Origin of the sequence: Seonamhaeicola sp. ML3, assembly GCF_023273855.1 — a bacterium.
In the GTDB taxonomy this organism is placed as follows: domain Bacteria; phylum Bacteroidota; class Bacteroidia; order Flavobacteriales; family Flavobacteriaceae; genus Seonamhaeicola.
In genome coordinates this window covers 2,118,454-2,137,074 of the sequence record NZ_CP096884.1, presented here as the reverse complement: position 1 = coordinate 2,137,074, position 18,621 = coordinate 2,118,454, and the positions used below count along the sequence as shown (strand labels likewise).

The window sequence follows — 18,621 nt, the reverse complement described above, 5'->3', positions numbered from 1 at the left end:
TTACACCTTTCTTACACTTTACTAATTAATTTTACACTCTAAACGTATTAAAAATGGAAACAATTTTAAATCCATGGCCTTGGTATGTGTCAGGCCCATTGATAGCCTTGATTATGGCTTTACTACTTTTCTTTGGAAAGACATTTGGTATGTCATCAAACTTGAGAACTATGTGTTCTGCATTTGGTGCCGATAGATTTGCTGATTTCTTTAGGTTTGACTGGAAAGCTCAAATTTGGAATCTTACCGTGGTAGCAGGTGCTATATTTGGTGGTTTTATTGCCATTAATTATTTATCCAATGATTCTATTACAGCTTTGAATCCAATAACGGTTGCAGAACTTCAATCCATGGGGTTTGAAAATGCTGGCAAGACATTGGTTCCAAACGAACTTTACAACTTAGAAGCCGTTATGTCTATTAAAGGTTTATTGTTGTTAATTATTGGCGGATTACTGGTTGGATTTGGCACTAGGTACGCCGGAGGCTGTACTTCAGGTCACGCTATTACAGGTTTAAGCAGTTTACAAAGACCTTCTTTAATAGCTGTAATTGGCTTTTTTATCGGAGGCCTAATTATGACCAATATCCTTTTACCCTTAATTTTTTAGTTATGTTGAAATTTTTAAAGTTTTTATTAGTTGGCGTCATCTTCGGAATCATTTTAGTAAAGTCTGAAGCCGTTTCATGGTATAGGATTTACGAAATGTTCAGATTTCAATCCTTTCACATGTATGGTATTATAGGTACAGCAATAGCTGCAGGCATTCTTTTCCTGAGCTTATCCAAAAAGGGTTATATAAAAACGATACAAGGCAAAGAAATCGTTGTACCTAAAAAAGACAAAGGGTTTTTAAGATATATTATTGGAGGTACCATTTTTGGATTTGGATGGGCTTTAATAGGTGCATGTCCAGGTCCTATGTATATTTTATTGGGCACTGGTGTTTACAGCATGCTAATTGTCATCGCTGCAGCATTAATTGGCACTTTTATATATGGTATTTTAAAAAACAAGCTACCTCACTAAATGGACAACACCCAAATCTTAGGCTATTTAGGAGCACTGGTTGTTGGCTTAGTTCTGGGGCTTATTGGTGGTGGTGGTTCTATTTTAACTGTACCGCTTTTAGTTTACCTTTTAGGTTATAACCCTATTATCGCAACAGCATATTCGTTGTTTGTTGTCGGCATCACTTCGTTAATAGGTACATTCCAGAAATACAAAAAAGGACTGTTAGACATAACAACAGGGCTAGCCTTTTCGTTCCCCTCGTTTGTTGCGGTCTATCTTTCAAGACGCTATTTAGTTCCTAATATACCAGACACATTACTTACTTTAGGAAGCTTATCATTCACCAAAGAAATGGGAATCATGATTTTCTTTTCAATCATCATGCTTATTTCTTCCATCTCCATGATTAAAAACAAGAAAAATGGCAATGCTCCCGATTATAAGCAAGCTTATTACAAAACATTCATTCAGGGTTTAATCATAGGAACTATAACAGGAATAATAGGTGCTGGCGGTGGATTCCTTTACGTTCCAGCCTTAGTACTTTGGGCTAAAATTCCTATGAAAAAAGCGGTAGGCACATCATTAATCATAGTCACCATCAATTCATTAATTGGATTTACAGGCGACATGCAAACCATAGATATTGATTGGGTATTCCTCCTTTCTTTCTCTTTCATATCTATCTTAGGAATACTAGTTGGTGTTTACCTTTCTAAATTTATAGACGGCAATAAATTAAAAAAGAGCTTCGGAGTTTTTACTTTAATCATGGCGATTTATATTGTTTATAGGGAAATAAACCTATGATTGGTTATGTTACCTAGGTCACAAAGAAACACGCTTTGGTTTGGTAAATTTGAAAAAACAAAACAATTATGAAAATAGAACAAATATATACAGGATGTCTTGCTCACGGCGCTTATTATATAGAATCTAAAGGCGAAGTTGCCATTATCGACCCTCTTCGGGAAACGCAACAATATGTTGATAAAGCTAAAAATGAAAATGCTAAAATCAAGTATATTTTTGAAACGCATTTTCATGCCGATTTTGTTTCAGGCCATGTAGATTTAGCAAAGAAAACCGGGGCGTCTATTATTTTTGGACCAGGAGCGCAAACCAGTTATGAAGCTCATATTGCAACTGATGGTGAAGAATTTAACCTTGGAGACATTGTTATCAAAGTTCTTCACACTCCAGGCCACACTTTAGAGTCTTCTACATACCTTTTAATTGACGAAAACGGCAAAGACCATGCTATTTTTTCTGGAGACACATTATTTCTGGGCGACGTAGGCAGACCAGATTTAGCTATCAAATCTGATTTAACCAAAGAAGATTTAGCTGGTAAGCTCTATGACTCCTTAAGAAATAAGATTATGCCTTTAGCAGATGATGTTATAGTATACCCTGCTCATGGAGCTGGTTCTGCTTGTGGAAAAAATTTAAGTAAAGAAACTGTTGGTGTTTTAGGGGATCAAAAGCGAACTAATTATGCGCTTAGAGCAGATATGACCAAAGCTGAATTCATTAAGGAAGTACTTGATGGTATTGCTCCCCCACCTCAATATTTTGCAAAGAATGCCCAAATGAACAAATTTGGATATACAGAGTTCGACACCGTTCTTAAAAAAGGTAATATCGCTTTAACCCCTGAAGATTTTGAGCGTATTGCTAATCAAGAAGGCGCTTTAGTATTGGATGTTAGAACCGAACAAGAATTCGTAAAGGGTCATATTCCTAATTCTATATTTATAGGTATCCATGGTGGTTTTGCTCCTTGGGTTGGGGCTCTAATCACCGATTTACAACAACCCATACTTTTGGTTGTTCCTGAAGGGAAAGCTCAAGAAACCGTTACCAGACTGTCAAGGGTTGGTTACGATAATACCTTAGGTTATTTAGAAGGCGGTATCGAATCTTGGAAAAGTGTAGGTAAAGATATTGAATCTATCGAATCCATATCTGCGGAAGAATTAGCAAACCGATTTAAAAACGATACTATTACAGTACTTGATGTTAGAAAAGATGGCGAATATAGATCGGAACACCTAGAAGGCGATAATGTAGTTCATTTTGCTTTAGATTATCTAAATGACAATATGAACACCATAGACCAGAAGCAAAGCTACCACATTCATTGTGCTGGAGGTTACAGGTCGGTTATAGCTGCATCTATTTTAAAAGCCCGAGGTTATGATGTGATTGATATTGCTGGAGGATATGCCGCACTAAAAAACACAGACCTACCAAAAACGGACTACGTATGTCCTTCAAAATTATAGTCAACTCAATTTAAATAAATATGAAAAAAAACTTAGGAAATCTAGACAAAGGCGTAAGAGTATTAATAGCTGTAGCCGTAGCCATACTCTATTATTATAATATAATTGAAGGGACTCTTGCTTACATTTTAATGACGGTAGGTATAATTTTATTAGTAACCAGCCTAATTAATTTCTGCCCATTATACAGAATAATAGGCATTAACTCCTGTAGAATAAAAAAATGAAAACGACCCTAGAAATTCAAAACTTAAAATGTGGTGGTTGTGCAAATACAATTACCGCAAAATTATCTGAAATAGGATTAGTTAACGACATCATGGTCAATAACGAGGACAACACCATCTCATTTTCTCACGACAATGAAAAAACAATAGATATTGTAAAAAGCTTGCTTAATAAATTGGGCTATCCAGAAGTTGGAGATAAAAACGCGCTCACAACAAAAGCAAAATCTTTTGTGAGTTGCGCCATAGGCAGAATGAACAAATAGTTTAAACTACCTCTGTACATTCTAACTCAAAAATACTCTCATCTAAAAATATGAGCACACAAATTCAGGTGAGCATTTTCAATTTACAAATAAATGTTTTATGGATATTTTGGATTACATATCCCTCAAAGCTCCGCTTTGAAAATAGAAAAACTCGGCTTACAAATTCAAGCGAGTCTATTTGATACTATTCCTCTTATCTGATTAGTTGGGGATTAGATATCCCTCAAAGCTCCGCTTTGAAAATAAAAAAACTCGGCTTACAAATTCAAGCTAGCTTGATTTGACGCCGAGTTTTTCTATTAATTCGTGACCACGGAGGGATTCAAACCCCCGACCGCTGGAGCCGAAATCCAGTGCTCTATTCAGCTGAGCTACGTGGCCATTATTTTAAACTAATTTAGCTTTTACAATTCCCGAAATGGTTTTACCATCAGCCTGTCCAGCCAATTGCTTACTAACAATCCCCATGACCTTACCCATATCTTTCATACCCTCTGCACCTACTTGCTCAATTACAGCTACAACAGTCTTTTCTATTTCGGCTTCAGATAAAGCCTCTGGTAAAAACTGACTTATTATTTCAGCCTCAGCTAATTCTGGAGCAGCTAGATCCTCTCTACCCTGCTCTAAAAATACAGCTGCGCTATCTTTACGTTGCTTTACCTGTTTTTGCAATATCTTAAGCTCTTGATCTTCAGTTAAATCATCGCCAGCACCACTTTCTGTCTTGGCCAATAATATAGCCGATTTAACCGCACGTAAAGCAGTTAAAGCCGTTTGATCTTTGGCTTTCATAGCTGTTTTTAAAGCCGTCATGATATTTTGTTGTAAACTCATCGTTCTAAAAAAATTAATGGAATGCGAAGATAAGAAAGAACCTTATCTTTTGAAATTAAAAAACCCGAAAAGCTTAGCAAAGCCTTTCGGGTTTAATAACTATTTGAATTAGTCTTAATCTACATTATCATGTAGAAATGAATTATTACTTCTTAATTGAATATCATCATTATCGTCTAATCCCACACTAGTTCTGGAAATATCATTCTCAGAAGGTTTGTCATTACTAATATCTACACCTTGACGCTTATAAGCAGGAACCTTCTCTATATCATCAATTTTTGCATTATTGAACTTATAGTTAAAATCTTTCATCTTACGTCTGCGCTCTTCTGCTCTTTCCTTTAATAATTCTGAAATTGGACTATTCATTGGGTCAATTTCTTCGGCAACTTCTTCTTCAACAACATTTTCATGAACCACTTTCCTTTCGAAAACAATATCATTTTCAACTTCTTCCATCACCTCAGAAGACTGCTTTTTATTCATAGAAGATTCCACCTCAGTATAGTCATCCAACACATACCTTACATCACCTTCTTCATTAGTTTCAGTAACAGTAATTAGCTCTGTGTAATCATTAACTGGGATATCTTTTATGTCTTCGTTTAAGTCATAAGAAATAACATCCTCTTGGGCATTGTCTTCCTTAACCTCTTCAACACTATTAGAAAGCGGTAAATCGAATGTCAATGTGATTTGCTGCTCCTCTTCAATAGTATCTGCAATAACTTCAATATCTTTTATATCATCAACATCAGTAGCCATTTTGGTTACCGGTTTTATTATGAAGTCTTCATCTTCTTCTACATTGGCTTTAACCTCCTCATAAACCACATTCATATTCTTTATGATTTCTGAGGTTGGTATTAAATCTAAATTATCTGCAGCTTTAGATGGCTCTTCTGTGATTACTTCATTTTTAACAGCAGAAACCTCCTCCTCTTCTACATCAAAATCTAGAGTATGACGCACAACGGGAGGTTCTTCTTTCTTTTCCAGTTCAATAACTGGTGCAATTATTACTGGTTCTTTTTCTTCCGTGTTTAAATCCTGGTCTTCAGATTTCAACTCATGGATAACCTTTTTGGTCTCCGTGTTAGAGATCTCATCTTGTTGTTCTATATTGAAACCTGTGGCTATAATAGTTACTGCGATAGATTCCTCTAAAGACTCATCTTCACCAACACCCATAATGATATTAGCACCGTGACCTGCTTCATCCTGGATATGCTCATTGATTTCACCAATCTCATCGATAGTGATTTCCTGCATACCAGAAACGATAAGCAACAATACATTTTTAGCCCCAGTAATTTTATTATCGTTTAATAACGGAGAATCCAACGCCTTTCTAATGGCATCTTGAGCTCTGTTTTGACCTGAGGCTACAGAAGACCCCATTATGGCCGTTCCACTATTGCTCAATACCGTTTTGGCATCTCTTAAATCAATATTTTGCGTATAGTGATGTGTAATTACCTCGGCAATTCCGCGAGCAGCTGTAGATAAAACTTCATCGGCTTTTGAGAAACCAGCTTTAAAACCAAGGTTTCCATAAACCTCACGAAGTTTGTTATTATTTATTACAATTAGAGAATCGACAACCTCTCTTAATTTTTCTATCCCCTTTTGAGATTGCTCTAAACGCATTCTACCTTCAAATTGAAAAGGCATGGTTACAATACCTACCGTTAAAATATCAAGGTCTTTAGCCATTTTGGCTATTATTGGCGCAGCTCCAGTACCAGTTCCCCCTCCCATTCCGGCTGTAATAAATACCATTTTTGTATTAGAATCTAACATTCTAGAAATCTCTTCAAAGCTTTCTACAGCAGATTGCTCCCCAATGTCTGGGTTTGCTCCTGCACCTAATCCTTCAGTTAAATTAAGGCCTAACTGAATTTTATTAGGCACACCGCTGTTTTGTAATGCTTGGGCATCGGTATTACAGATATAGAAGTCTACGCCTTTTATACCTTGTTGGAACATGTGGTTAATGGCATTACTACCACCACCACCAACGCCGATAACCTTGATTACATTTGACTGATTCTTAGGGAGATCAAATGTTATACTTTCGAATTCTTTGTTGCTGCTCATAAATTCTATTTTTCTGGGGTTTTGTACTTAGTTTTTATTCAATGAAATATTTTATCACTCTGCGTTATCTAGAAAATCCTTAACTCTTTCCGTTAATTTATCTAGAAACGACTTACGTTCTCTTCTTGGTTCTTCAACAACATCCTCTTGTTGGTTTTCAGCATCGGATCTTTCTTGCTCAATAACTTTCGCTTCTACTTTCTTTCTGTCCTGGCGTTGCAAACCATCTAACACTAATCCTACTGCTGTAGCAAATAACGGGCTTGTGATATCCTCATCACTATCCCCTGCTAAATGCTCGTTTGGATATCCTATTCTGGTATCCATTCCAGTGATGTATTCTACCAACTGCTTTAAGTGCTTTAATTGGCTACCACCACCTGTTAACACTATTCCAGCAATAAGCTTTTTCTTTTGCTCTTCGTGGCCATAGTTTTTAATCTCTACATATACCTGCTCAATAATTTCAACCACACGGGCATGAATTATTTTAGACAAGTTCTTAAGAGTAATCTCTTTTGGTTCTCTTCCTCTTAAACCAGGGATGGAAACAATCTCGTTATCCTTGTTTTCTCCTGGCCAAGCTGATCCAAATTTTATTTTTAAAAGTTCGGCTTGCTTTTCAATAATAGAGCAGCCTTCTTTAATATCTTCTGTAATGACATTTCCGCCGAAAGGTATTACGGCAGTATGACGAATGATACCATCTCTAAAAATGGCTAAATCTGTGGTTCCACCACCGATATCAATCAATGCCACTCCGGCTTCTTTTTCTTCTTGGCTTAAAACAGCATTGGCAGATGCCAACGGTTCCAGTGTAATGCCTTCAAGATTTAATCCAGCACTTTGAACACACCTTCCTATATTTCTAATAGAAGACACTTGACCTACAACCACATGGAAGTTAGCTTCCAACCTTCCTCCATACATGCCAATCGGTTCTTTTATTTCGGCCTGTCCGTCAACTTTATATTCTTGCGGTAACACATGAATAATCTCTTCACCTGGCAACATCACCAATTTATGAACTTGATTAATCAGCCTATCTATGTCATCTTCATCAATTACAGTTTCAGAGTTTGGCCTTGTGATATAATCGCTATGTTGTAAACTACGAATGTGCTGACCAGCAATACCAACAGTAACATCTTCAATTTTAATATCTGCGGCAACTTCCGCCTCTTGAACTGCCTGCTGAATGGACTGAATAGTTTGTGTAATATTGTTAACCACCCCACGATGCACCCCTAAACTTTTAGATTTTCCTATACCTAAAATTTCAAGTTTGCCATAATCGTTTTTACGACCTATCATGGCCACAATCTTGGTGGTTCCTATGTCTAATCCTACTGCTAAATTATGTTCCATAGTTTACTTCCAAAGTTTACTTTTTACTACACACTACTTGGTTGTCAAATTGTAAATTGACTTTTTTATAATCGTTTAGCGTATTCTCCTTTAAGCTCTTCTTATAAAACGCTTTGAGATTATTTATTTTTTTATCTAATAATTTTACATCTCCCAATTGCACCACAAACTTGCATTGCCTGAGTTTTAGATAAATGACTTTATTGATGTTTTGATGTATCTCAATCACATGCTTTTTTAAAAAGTCATCTCTCTGGATTTTGTGAGCCACCGTAAAGATGTTTGTCAAATTATTTTTCTCAACATAACCAGTAACAAGTGGCACTCTAGCCGAATAATTACTTGACAGCGGCATATACAAACCTTCATCATCAATGTAATATGACGCATTTGTACTCACTCTTGCAATTGGTGTTTTCTGTTCAACCTTGGCGTTAAGTTCACCATTTACAGCCACATATACCTCTGCAGATTTCACTAATGGATTAGATTTCAGGGCATTCTCTAATTCATTCAAAGCTAAAGTTTCTTTCGGCACATTTTTAGCACCCCTATAATTTTGTATTAACAATTTACTAACATTTTCATTGGTGATATAAAGGTTGTTTTCACCAACAAATTCAACGTTTGGTTGAGATATTTCTCTATGGGCATTTTTGTGGGATGCGAAGGCATACAGGAAGACTATAAGCCCCAACAAAACAATCATTTTTATGTAGTTCCAATTAACTCGCAACGCTTAATCCTTTTTTAATTTTTTGAACTTCTTCACCTATGTCACCAGCCCCTATAGTTAATATTATTTGAGCCTTGCTTTTCAGTACTTTATCAAGCAAACTTTCCTTGCTTACCAACTGCTTATTTTTATTATCTACTTTACCCATTAACCAATCTGATGTCACCCCTTCAATGGGCAATTCTCTTGCTGGATAAATATCCAATAAAATCACTTCATCAAATTGCGACAAACTTTTAGCAAATTCATCTGCAAAGTCTAGTGTTCTACTGAACAAATGTGGTTGAAAAATGGCTAAAACCTGTTTATCAGGATACATTTCCCTAACCGCTTGATGTACCGCATTTATTTCCTCGGGATGATGAGCGTAATCATCAATAAACACCAAATCATTCGTTTTAATGTGATATGTAAATCTGCGTTTAACCCCTTTAAAAGATGCTAAAGCATTGGCGAGCTGTTGGTAAGGGCAACCATATTCCACAGCCATCGCCAAGGCTATTAATGCATTCGACAAATTATGTCTACCGGGCAGGTTAAATTGTATATTTTCAAGTACTGTTTTTGGTGTTTTAACATCAAAAACATAAGTACCGTTTTCTATTTTTATATTCTGAACCGAATAATCGGAATCATCTTCAATGCCATAGGTAATTCCCTTAACAGGCAAACCGTTTTTTACAAATAATTTCCCTTTGGGTTTAATTCGCTTTGTGAATTCTACAAAGGATTCTTTGAGAGCTTCGGCTTCCCCATAAATATCTAGGTGATCCGCATCCATAGAGGTTATGCAGGCTAAATTAGGTGACAAGGTTAAAAAGGACCTATCAAATTCATCTGCCTCGACAACGGACACCTTGCTGCCGTTTAGAATTAAGTTGGAATTATAATTCTCTGTCACACCACCCAAAAATGCTGTTACCTCAACATCACATTCATAAAGCAGATGTCCCAAAATACTTGACGTTGTAGTTTTTCCATGTGTTCCAGCAACAGCTAGACAAAATGTGTTTTCGGTAATTAACCCTAAAACCTGTGAGCGTTTCAACACTCTAAACTGATTATTTTTAAAATAGTTCAACTCATAATGACTTTTTGGTATGGCAGGGGTATAGACCACCAAGGTGTCTTCGGGTTTTAAAAAGGCAACCGGAATATTTTCGACAGCATCATCAAAATGAACATCTATTCCTAAACCCATCAAAGCATCAGTAATTTCAGTAGGCGTTTTGTCATAACCCACCACCAGCTTTTTATTGGCTTTAAAATATCTTGCAAGGGCACTCATCCCTATACCTCCAATTCCGATAAAATAGATGTTATTTATATTTTTTAAATTCATTTAATTCCTCAACAGTTTTTCAACTTCGTCTACAATCTCTTTTGTTGCATTAACCAAAGCCAATTTTTTAATGTTTTCACCTAGCTCCTTTTGCTTTTCAGAAGACGCCAATAATTGGGAAAACTTATTTTCAAAATCAACTTCTAAATCCTCTTCCTTGATAATCATCGCAGCATCTTTATCCACGATAGCCATAGCATTTTTAGTTTGATGGTCCTCAGCAACATTGGGCGAAGGGATAAAAATCACCGGCTTCCCCACAATACACAACTCTGAAACTGAGCTAGCACCAGCTCTAGATATCACAACGTCGGCAGCTGCATAGGCACTTGCCATATCATTCAAGAACTCATAAACCTGCACATTTTTCGTATTGTTGTAAATCTTGTATTGCTGATAATATAACTTACCGCACTGCCATATAATCTGAATATTCTGCGTATCGAAAAAGTCCAATTCTTTTTCAATTAGTTCGTTTATTCTTCTAGCCCCCAAACTACCCCCTAAAACCAATAGGGTATATTTCCCATGTTTTAAATTGAAATGGTTTTTTGCATCTACAGTTTTACTATCCACATCCAGCAAATCCTGGCGCACCGGATTACCAGTTTTTATAGTCTTATTACTTGGAAAAAAACGCTCCAAATTATCATAAGCAACACATATCTTTTTAGCCTTTTTAGCTAATAATTTATTGGTTATCCCTGGATACGAATTCTGCTCTTGAATGAGACTTGGTATATTTTTAGAAGCAGCGACATATAACAATGGCCCACTCGCAAAACCACCCGTTCCAATTGCAACATCTGGCTTAAAAGATTTTATGATTTTACGAGCTTTCCAAAGGCTACTAATTACTTTAAACGGAAAGGACAAATTCTTTAGTGTTAACTTGCGCTGAATCCCGGAAATCCAAAGCCCTTTAATCTCATATCCTGCCTGAGGCACCTTCTCCATCTCCATTCTGTCATTTGCCCCTACAAACAAAAACTCAGCATCAGGATAACGAGATTTTAACTCATTAGCAATGGCAATGGCAGGATAGATATGACCTCCTGTTCCACCTCCTGATAATATGATTCTATGTCCTGATTTACGATTCAATAATACCTCTTATTTCATTTTTTGGATTCCTGCCTCCGCAGGAATGACAGTTAATTTTTAAATAGTTTCACTTAAAATTTCTAACGGATTCTCCTCTATATTTTCTTTTTGTTTTATTTCTTCTCTTTTAGCACTCACACTTAATATAATTCCAATGGCTAGACAAGTCATCCAAATGGATGTTCCACCACTACTGATTAATGGTAAAGTTTGACCTGTCACCGGAAATAACTCCACCGCAACAGCCATATTAATCAACGCCTGAAAAACGATAGGTATACCAACTCCCAACACCAACAACTTACCAAAAACGGTTTCCGATTTTTGTGCAGCGATTACAATCCTAAACAATAACCACATGTATAAAACCATAATAATGATTCCACCTAATAAACCGTACTCTTCTATAATGATAGCGAATATGAAATCTGACGATGATTGCGGCAAAAAGTTCTTTTGAATACTCTTTCCAGGTCCTACGCCATTAATTCCTCCTGAAGCAATAGCTATTTTAGCTTTTTCAATTTGGTAATCGGCTTCAGTGTCTTCACCGTTGGAAAAATTTTCTAACCTGCTCATCCAAGTATCCACCCTATTGGGCATAGCTTCCGGAAAAGCCCTTGCCACCAAAACAAACATGGTTAACATGATCAACCCTGAACCAATAATTAAGGCCAAATATCTTAATGGGTAACCTCCTAGAAAAGTCAAGACAATCACCATTAGGAAAATAATAGCCGCCGTAGAAAAGTTAGATGGCAATATTAGCCCCAGAACTAAAAACACTGGTAACCAAAGCGGTAGTATAGATTCTTTAAAAGTGATTGCCTTGTCCTTCACTTTAGACATATACCTTGCCACATAAACCATCAAAACAACTGAAGCTAGAGTTGATGTTTGGAAAGACATCCCAACAAACGGAATTCGTATCCATCTACTTGCATTTGCTCCTTCAATTACTGTTCCTTGCATCATAGTTACCCCCAATAGCACCAAGACCACCGGAATCATAACCAAAGAAAGCCCTCTAAAATACCTATACGGAATTTTGTGTACACCGTACATAATAGCAAACCCTAAAAACAAGTGCATAAAGTGCTTCACAAAGAAAGCAAAGGTATTGCTCTCGCCGCCTTTATATGCCAAATTACTGGCAGCACTATACACGGGCAAAAATGATAATATAGCCAACAACGCCACAATTGCCCAAATTAAACGGTCCCCTTTTATGTTTTTAAACAGTGTTTGCACTTACTTATAAATTACGTACGGCGTTTTTAAATTGACGTCCTCGGTCTTCATAATTTTCAAACAAATCGAAACTTGCACATGCTGGAGACAATAATACGTTATCTCCTGAATCAGCCACCTTGTAAGCTATCTTCACAGCTTCGCTCATATACTGCGTTTCAATGATTACGTCCACCATATTTCCAAACGTACTCATCAGCTTTTCATTATCAACACCCAAGCAGATTATGGCTTTTACTTTTTCGTTTACAAACGGAAATAACTCTTCATAATTATTTCCTTTATCAACGCCACCAACAATCCAAACCGTTGGCGCATCCATGCTCTCTAAAGCAAAATATGTAGCATTCACATTGGTTGCCTTAGAATCATTTATGTACTGTACCTTATTTATTTTCAACACGTGCTCTAAACGATGTTCTACACCTTGAAAGTTTTCTAAACTCTCTCTAATAGTTTGCTTTCTTATTTTAAGCAAATGCGCTACAGTTGACGCAGCCATTGCATTTTTTACGTTGTGCTTTCCCTCTAATGTTAAATTTGCTGTTGGCATAATAAATTGTTTCTTATCTATTGTTAGTTTTATATTATCCTTATCTAAATAGGCTCCGTTTTCAATCACTTTTTCTAATGAAAATGGCAATAATGTAGATTGAACCGGGTGATTTTTTAAGTGATTAACAACAACCTCATCATCGGCATCATAAATCAAATAATCATCCTTGGTTTGATTTTCTGCAATTCTGAATTTGGACTTGATATAATTTTCAAACTGATAATCATATCGATCCAAATGATCTGGAGTGATGTTAGTAATAACAGCGATATGCGGTTTAAAATCGATGATATCATCTAACTGAAAACTACTTATCTCTAGGACATAGTTTGGATGATTCTCTTCCAAAACCTGTTTTGCAAAACTGTCACCAATATTACCTGCAAGACCTACTTCTATTTCCTGTTTTAAAATGTGATGCGTTAAACTTGCCGTTGTGGTTTTACCGTTACTACCAGTAATCCCAACTACAGTTGCACTGGTAAACATAGAAGCAAATTCAATTTCTGAAACCACGGTAATTCCCTTAGCCCTAATTTTCTTTATCAAAGCAACTTTATCAGGGATTCCAGGGCTTTTCATCACAACATCAGCATCTAGAATTTTATCTTCAGAATGCGTTTGATCTTCCCATTCAATCTCATTATGTATAAGAACCTCTTTATATTTTTCTTTAATTGGCCCCTTATCGGAAACAAATACTTTATATCCTTTTTCCTTTGCTAAAAGTGCCGTACCTACACCACTTTCTCCTCCGCCTAGCACTACTAGCTTTTTCATTATCTAATCTTCAATGTTACTATCGAGAGTATGGCTAGCAATATTCCTATAATCCAAAAGCGTGTTGAAATCTTACTTTCATGATACCCTAACTTCTGATAATGGTGATGCAATGGCGACATTTTGAAAATTCTTCGTCCTTCGCCATATTTCTTTTTGGTGTATTTAAACCAGCTCACTTGCATGACAACCGATAAATTTTCTGCTAAAAAGATGCCGCATAACACCGGAATTAACCACTCCTTTCTAACTGCTATAGCAATAACAGCTATAATTCCCCCAATAGTTAAACTTCCCGTATCTCCCATAAACACTTGCGCTGGAAAAGTGTTGTACCACAAAAACCCAATTAAGGCTCCTACAAAAGCCGCTATATAAATTGTTATTTCTTCAACTTTCGGTATATACATAATGTTTAGGTAATCTGAGAAAATGATATTACCAGAAACCCAAGCGAAAATTCCTAAAGTAAGCACAATGATTGCGGACGTTCCTGCTGCCAAACCATCAATTCCATCGGTGAGATTGGCGCCATTTGAAACGGCGGTAATAATAAAAATGGCTGCTATAATAAATATTATCCAAGTATACTTGGATAAATCTGGATGAATCCAGGTAATTAAATCAGCATAATCAAACTCATTTTTCTTTACAAAAGGAATGGTCGTTTTTGTTGATTTGGCTTCTGGCATAAAGAACGCCGATTCTTTAGCATCCGGATTAGCTTCTCTTATTTGTTGCTGCTCAGCAATTGGCAACTTCTCTTTGATAACAACATCTTGATGGAAGTACATAGTTAAACCCACAATCAACCCTAAGCCAACCTGCCCAATAACCTTAAACCTTCCTTTTAGCCCTTCCTTATTGTTTTTAAACTTTTTAATATAATCATCCAAGAATCCTATAACCCCCATCCACAATGTCGTAACAATCAAAAGAATGATGTAAATATTCTCTAATTTAGACAGCAACAAGACCGGAATAAGCGTAGCTAGAATGATGATGATTCCCCCCATAGTAGGTGTACCAGCCTTTTCAGCTTGACCAGCCAAACCTAAATCACGAATGGTCTCACCCATTTGCTTTCTTTGAAGAAAACGTATGATTCTTTTACCATATATGGTTGAAATAAGCAAAGACAATATCATGGCTAAAGCCGCTCTAAAGGTTATAAACCCAAATAGCGTAGCTCCCGGAAACTGAAATTGTTTTTCTAAATATTCAAATAGGTAGTATAACATATTGTTTTGCCCTTCGACTGCGCTCAGGGTGACTGTTTTATTTTTGCAATTGTTTTAAATATTCCTGTACTGTTTTAAAATCGTCAAAATCAAAACGTTCCCCTTTAATTTCTTGATAGGTTTCGTGTCCTTTACCTGCTATCAAAATGATATCATTAGGTTGCGCCAACTGACAGGCCGTTTTAATAGCCTGCGCTCTATCTGAAATGGTCAATGATTTTTTAAAATTTTGTGGCTCAACCCCTTTTTCTATATCTCTTAAGATTTCTTCAGGGTCTTCGCTTCGCGGATTATCACTAGTAAAAATTACTTTAGTACTTAGTTCTGTGGCGATATGTCCCATTTTAGGACGCTTGGTTTTATCACGGTCGCCACCACAACCAACAACCGTAATCAACTCTTCATTTTTAGTCCTAATACTATTGATGGTTTGTAACACATTTTTAAGCGCATCTGGCGTATGGGCATAATCGACTATAGCCGTGATTTTTTCATCTGAAATCAAATACTGAAAACGCCCACTTACACTCTCCAATTCAGATACCAACCTTAATATTTCAAATTTCTCAAGGCCTAATAATTCCGCAGTAGCATAAATTGCCAATACATTATAAGCGTTGAAATTCCCAATTAGCCTTGTCCAAACCTCATTATCATCAACCTTTAAAAGCAAGCCACCCAATTGGTTCTCTAAAATTTGAACCTTATAATCCGCATAACTCTTTAAAGCATATGTATATTTTTTGGCCTTGGTGTTTTGCAACATGATAGCACCATTCTTGTCATCGGCATTTGTTAAAGCAAACGCCCCTTTTGGAAGCCCATCAAAAAAAGCCTTTTTCACATCCCTGTATTCCGCAAACGTTTTATGATAATCTAAGTGGTCGTGAGATAGATTTGTAAAAATGCCACCTTCAAAAACCAAGCCCTCAGTTCTACATTGGTGAATACCATGAGAACTCACTTCCATAAAACAGAACTCCACACCTTCGGCGTTCATGTCCTTCAAATATTTATTGATAGTCAAAGAATCTGGTGTTGTATGTGTAGCCTTATATTCCTTATTATCAACCAAGATTTTAACCGTAGACAATAAACCAACCTTGTAGCCCGCATTTTTGAATAACTGATACAACAGGCTTGCCACAGTGGTTTTCCCATTAGTCCCTGTAACACCCACCAACCTTAAATTTTCAGAAGGAGACCCATAATAATTAGAAGCTAAAACTGCCAATGCTTTATTGGAATTATCAACCTCAACATAAGTCACACCTTCCTCCAAAACCCTAGGCATGGTCTCGCAAAGAATAACAGAAGCGCCTTGCTCAATCGCCTTTCCTATATAGTCATGACCATCTACAACGGTTCCGCTAATTGCAACAAACAAGTCATTCTCAGCAATCTGCCTAGAATCAAAATGAACAGCGTTTATGGACACACTTGTATCGCCAACAACTGCATTTATAGAAACCTTGTACAATATGTCTTTTAGTACTTTCACGATGCTATTAACACGATAGTTTGATTATCACTTAGCTTGATATTTTTGTTGATTGATTGCTTTTTTACCGTACCGCTACCCTGAAGCCTCACATTTAAATTCACATCCATATTCTCTAACAGGGCAAGTGCATCCATAGCAGGAAGCCCCACCACATTTGGCATAATGGTTTTGTGTTTTTGAGCTAAATCGTAGTAACCTTCATACTCCTTTTCTACAGAAGCTTTTTTGATTTCCAAAGTTTCGACAGCATCTATCATAGGGGTATCGGTATAAATCTTCTGTGCGATTCTTTTGAAAACAGGCCCAGACACATCTGCCCCGTAATACCCAACACTGGTATCGGGTTTATGAATAACAACTACACAAGAATATTTTGGGTTTTCAGCAGGAAAATATCCTGTAAAGGAAGACACGTAGCGCTTGTTTTCAGCCCAATCCTGCATCCAATATTCAGTTTGAGCGGTTCCGGTTTTCCCAGCCATTGAGAAATTTTCTGAATATAACCTATGACCTGTACCATGCTTTTTATCCACTACATTTTTAAGTAGCTTCTGCAATTTGCTAACCGTTTCTTTTGAACAAACCTGCTTATTAATAACCTCCTTATCGAAAGACTCTATAGTTTTGCCAAACTCTTTAACCTCTTTTAAAAACCTTGGCCTTACCATTTCGCCACCATTAGCTATGGCATTGTAAAATGTTAGCGATTGTAAGGGTGTTAACCTCACATTATACCCGTAAGACATCCACTGCAAAGCAATTCCGCTCCACTTTCCATTTTTAATTCTCGGATCAGGAATTACTGGTTTCCCCTCACCTATAATTGGAATTTGAAGCGTATCGTTCAAATTCATAGCATATAACCTATCCACAAACTTCTCGGGCTTATTCTTGTAAGCATTATAAACAGCCTTCACTACGCCAGTATTGGAAGACACTTCAAAAGCTTCAGAAATTGAAATTTTACCGTAACCACCCCATTTAGAATCCCTAACCTTTTTACCATAAAAAGTCAAAACACCTTTCTCGGTATCTACGACGTCACTGGTATCGATCACCTTATCCTCAAGCGCAGCAGCAATCGCCATCAATTTGAATGTTGAACCTGGCTCATGCGATTCCCCAACCGCATAATTCAGCTTTTCGTAATAGGTTCCTTTACTGGTTCTTCCTAAATTTGAAATCGCTCTTATCTCACCGGTCTCAACCTCCATAACAACCACGCACCCGTGCTCAGCTTTATAAGTTTCTAACTGTTTTAAAAGTGCATGATGCGCTATATCTTGTATATTAACATCTATGGTTGTATAAATATCATAGCCATCTTTAGGCTCAATTTCATTAGCATCACTTAACGGTTTCCATTGTCCTTTGCCAATACGCTGCATCTTCCTTTTACCATTTAGCCCTCGCAAATACTTCACTCCAAAGGCACCATCAATTCCAGGACGCGTAACATTTCCTTTATCATCAAAACGCTCATACCCTATGGTTCTTTGCGCAATTCCTCCCATGGGGCGCTCTCGCTGTTCATTTTGCTCAACAATCAACCCACCCTTAAAAGCTCCAAGCCTCAACAACGGAAACTGTCGCATTCTCACATAATCCAAATAGCCAATGTCTCTTGCCAGTAAGTAGTACCTATTTTTATTAGCACGTGCTTTTCTCAATTCTTTTTGATAATACCCTGAAGATTTTCCAGTGAATTTTGACAACGAATCAGCCAACGGTTTTAAGTTTTCCTTAAAATTCTTTTCTGAAGATGTTAAGGCGTCAATTCTAATATCATACTTAGGAATAGAGGTTGCTAACAAATTACCGTTAACCGAATACACATTACCTCTGTTAGCCGGAATCACAACGTCTTTCACAACACGTTTTTCAGCTAGCGCTTTATATTTATCACCCTCTAAAAACTGGATACTCAGAAGCTTGAAGACTACGGCAAGCCCGAAGACAAACATACAGCCAGATATAAAGTAGAGTCGGTTTAATATGCT

The 18,621-nt window shown here is 36.8% G+C and carries 17 protein-coding genes and 1 tRNA gene; 6 read left to right on the top strand and 12 right to left on the bottom strand.

What is annotated here, in order from left to right:
• Nucleotides 1-53 precede the first annotated feature (53 nt).
• The 6 genes from M0214_RS09705 (at nt 54) to M0214_RS09680 (ending at nt 3,796) form a co-directional block, all read left to right on the top strand.
• Nucleotides 54-611: a YeeE/YedE family protein gene (locus tag M0214_RS09705; protein ID WP_248722368.1), complete on the top strand. Its 558-nt coding sequence runs from the start codon at nt 54-56 to the stop codon at nt 609-611.
• Between the two features lie 5 nt (nt 612-616).
• A complete protein-coding gene (locus M0214_RS09700) occupies nt 617-1,030 on the top strand; it encodes a DUF6691 family protein (protein ID WP_248724950.1) in 414 nt (137 codons plus the stop codon).
• Nucleotides 1,031-1,825 (top strand): sulfite exporter TauE/SafE family protein, encoded by a 795-nt coding sequence (locus tag M0214_RS09695; protein WP_248722367.1) that lies wholly within the window; start codon nt 1,031-1,033, stop codon nt 1,823-1,825.
• A 68-nt stretch (nt 1,826-1,893) separates the two neighbouring features.
• On the top strand, nt 1,894-3,303 hold the full coding sequence (locus M0214_RS09690; RefSeq protein ID WP_248722366.1) for a rhodanese-like domain-containing protein: 1,410 nt from the start codon (nt 1,894-1,896) through the stop codon (nt 3,301-3,303).
• 20 nt (nt 3,304-3,323) lie between these two features.
• Nucleotides 3,324-3,530: a DUF2892 domain-containing protein gene (locus tag M0214_RS09685; RefSeq protein ID WP_248722365.1), complete on the top strand. Its 207-nt coding sequence runs from the start codon at nt 3,324-3,326 to the stop codon at nt 3,528-3,530.
• Nucleotides 3,527-3,796: a heavy-metal-associated domain-containing protein gene (locus tag M0214_RS09680; protein WP_248722364.1), complete on the top strand. Its 270-nt coding sequence runs from the start codon at nt 3,527-3,529 to the stop codon at nt 3,794-3,796. Before M0214_RS09685 ends, M0214_RS09680 begins: the two co-directional genes overlap by 4 nt.
• A 310-nt stretch (nt 3,797-4,106) precedes the next feature.
• On the opposite strand, the gene M0214_RS09675 is transcribed toward M0214_RS09680, so the two are convergent.
• The 12 genes from M0214_RS09675 to M0214_RS09620 form a co-directional block, all read right to left on the bottom strand.
• Nucleotides 4,107-4,180, bottom strand: a tRNA-Arg gene (locus M0214_RS09675).
• Nucleotides 4,181-4,186: 6 nt separating this feature from the next.
• A complete protein-coding gene (locus tag M0214_RS09670) occupies nt 4,187-4,636 on the bottom strand; it encodes a GatB/YqeY domain-containing protein (protein WP_248722363.1) in 450 nt (149 codons plus the stop codon).
• 114 nt (nt 4,637-4,750) lie between these two features.
• Nucleotides 4,751-6,739 carry a cell division protein FtsZ gene (gene ftsZ, locus M0214_RS09665; RefSeq protein WP_248722362.1) on the bottom strand — a complete coding sequence of 663 codons (1,989 nt, stop codon included), beginning with the start codon at nt 6,737-6,739 and terminating at the stop codon, nt 4,751-4,753.
• A gap of 54 nt (nt 6,740-6,793) precedes the next feature.
• The gene (gene ftsA, locus M0214_RS09660) at nt 6,794-8,107 is read right to left on the bottom strand and encodes a cell division protein FtsA (RefSeq protein ID WP_248722361.1); all 1,314 of its coding nucleotides are present in this window, start codon (nt 8,105-8,107) and stop codon (nt 6,794-6,796) included.
• Between the two features lie 16 nt (nt 8,108-8,123).
• A complete protein-coding gene (locus tag M0214_RS09655; protein WP_371873478.1) occupies nt 8,124-8,816 on the bottom strand; it encodes a cell division protein FtsQ/DivIB in 693 nt (230 codons plus the stop codon).
• A 16-nt stretch (nt 8,817-8,832) separates the two neighbouring features.
• Nucleotides 8,833-10,185: a UDP-N-acetylmuramate--L-alanine ligase gene (gene murC / locus M0214_RS09650; RefSeq protein WP_248722359.1), complete on the bottom strand. Its 1,353-nt coding sequence runs from the start codon at nt 10,183-10,185 to the stop codon at nt 8,833-8,835.
• Nucleotides 10,186-11,289 (bottom strand): undecaprenyldiphospho-muramoylpentapeptide beta-N-acetylglucosaminyltransferase, encoded by a 1,104-nt coding sequence (murG, locus tag M0214_RS09645; protein ID WP_248722358.1) that lies wholly within the window; start codon nt 11,287-11,289, stop codon nt 10,186-10,188.
• Between the two features lie 57 nt (nt 11,290-11,346).
• Nucleotides 11,347-12,540 carry an FtsW/RodA/SpoVE family cell cycle protein gene (locus tag M0214_RS09640; protein WP_248722357.1) on the bottom strand — a complete coding sequence of 398 codons (1,194 nt, stop codon included), beginning with the start codon at nt 12,538-12,540 and terminating at the stop codon, nt 11,347-11,349.
• Between the two features lie 4 nt (nt 12,541-12,544).
• Nucleotides 12,545-13,876, bottom strand: coding sequence for a UDP-N-acetylmuramoyl-L-alanine--D-glutamate ligase (murD, locus tag M0214_RS09635; RefSeq protein WP_248722356.1), 1,332 nt, complete (start codon nt 13,874-13,876; stop codon nt 12,545-12,547).
• Nucleotides 13,876-15,117, bottom strand: a complete 1,242-nt coding sequence (gene mraY, locus M0214_RS09630) for a phospho-N-acetylmuramoyl-pentapeptide-transferase (RefSeq protein ID WP_248722355.1) — start codon at nt 15,115-15,117, stop codon at nt 13,876-13,878. The genes murD and mraY overlap by 1 nt, the downstream gene beginning before the upstream one ends.
• Nucleotides 15,118-15,154: 37 nt before the next feature.
• A complete protein-coding gene (locus tag M0214_RS09625) occupies nt 15,155-16,618 on the bottom strand; it encodes a UDP-N-acetylmuramoyl-L-alanyl-D-glutamate--2,6-diaminopimelate ligase (RefSeq protein WP_248722354.1) in 1,464 nt (487 codons plus the stop codon).
• A complete protein-coding gene (locus M0214_RS09620; RefSeq protein WP_248724949.1) occupies nt 16,615-18,585 on the bottom strand; it encodes a penicillin-binding protein in 1,971 nt (656 codons plus the stop codon). Before M0214_RS09620 ends, M0214_RS09625 begins: the two co-directional genes overlap by 4 nt.
• Between the last annotated feature and the right edge of the window lie 36 nt (nt 18,586-18,621).

Bases quoted from the DNA above. Each gene is read 5' to 3' on its own strand.
- M0214_RS09705 (WP_248722368.1), top strand. From the start codon at position 54: ATGGAAACAATTTTAAATCCATGGCCTTGGTATGTGTCAGGCCCATTG.
- M0214_RS09695 (WP_248722367.1), top strand. From the start codon at position 1,031: ATGGACAACACCCAAATCTTAGGCTATTTAGGAGCACTGGTTGTTGGC.
- M0214_RS09690 (WP_248722366.1), top strand. From the start codon at position 1,894: ATGAAAATAGAACAAATATATACAGGATGTCTTGCTCACGGCGCTTAT.
- M0214_RS09685 (WP_248722365.1), top strand. From the start codon at position 3,324: ATGAAAAAAAACTTAGGAAATCTAGACAAAGGCGTAAGAGTATTAATA.
- M0214_RS09680 (WP_248722364.1), top strand. From the start codon at position 3,527: ATGAAAACGACCCTAGAAATTCAAAACTTAAAATGTGGTGGTTGTGCA.
- M0214_RS09670 (WP_248722363.1), bottom strand. From the start codon at position 4,636: ATGAGTTTACAACAAAATATCATGACGGCTTTAAAAACAGCTATGAAA.
- ftsZ (WP_248722362.1), bottom strand. From the start codon at position 6,739: ATGAGCAGCAACAAAGAATTCGAAAGTATAACATTTGATCTCCCTAAG.
- ftsA (WP_248722361.1), bottom strand. From the start codon at position 8,107: ATGGAACATAATTTAGCAGTAGGATTAGACATAGGAACCACCAAGATT.
- M0214_RS09655 (WP_371873478.1), bottom strand. From the start codon at position 8,816: ATGATTGTTTTGTTGGGGCTTATAGTCTTCCTGTATGCCTTCGCATCC.
- murC (WP_248722359.1), bottom strand. From the start codon at position 10,185: ATGAATTTAAAAAATATAAATAACATCTATTTTATCGGAATTGGAGGT.
- murD (WP_248722356.1), bottom strand. From the start codon at position 13,876: ATGAAAAAGCTAGTAGTGCTAGGCGGAGGAGAAAGTGGTGTAGGTACG.
- mraY (WP_248722355.1), bottom strand. From the start codon at position 15,117: ATGTTATACTACCTATTTGAATATTTAGAAAAACAATTTCAGTTTCCG.
- M0214_RS09620 (WP_248724949.1), bottom strand. From the start codon at position 18,585: ATGTTTGTCTTCGGGCTTGCCGTAGTCTTCAAGCTTCTGAGTATCCAG.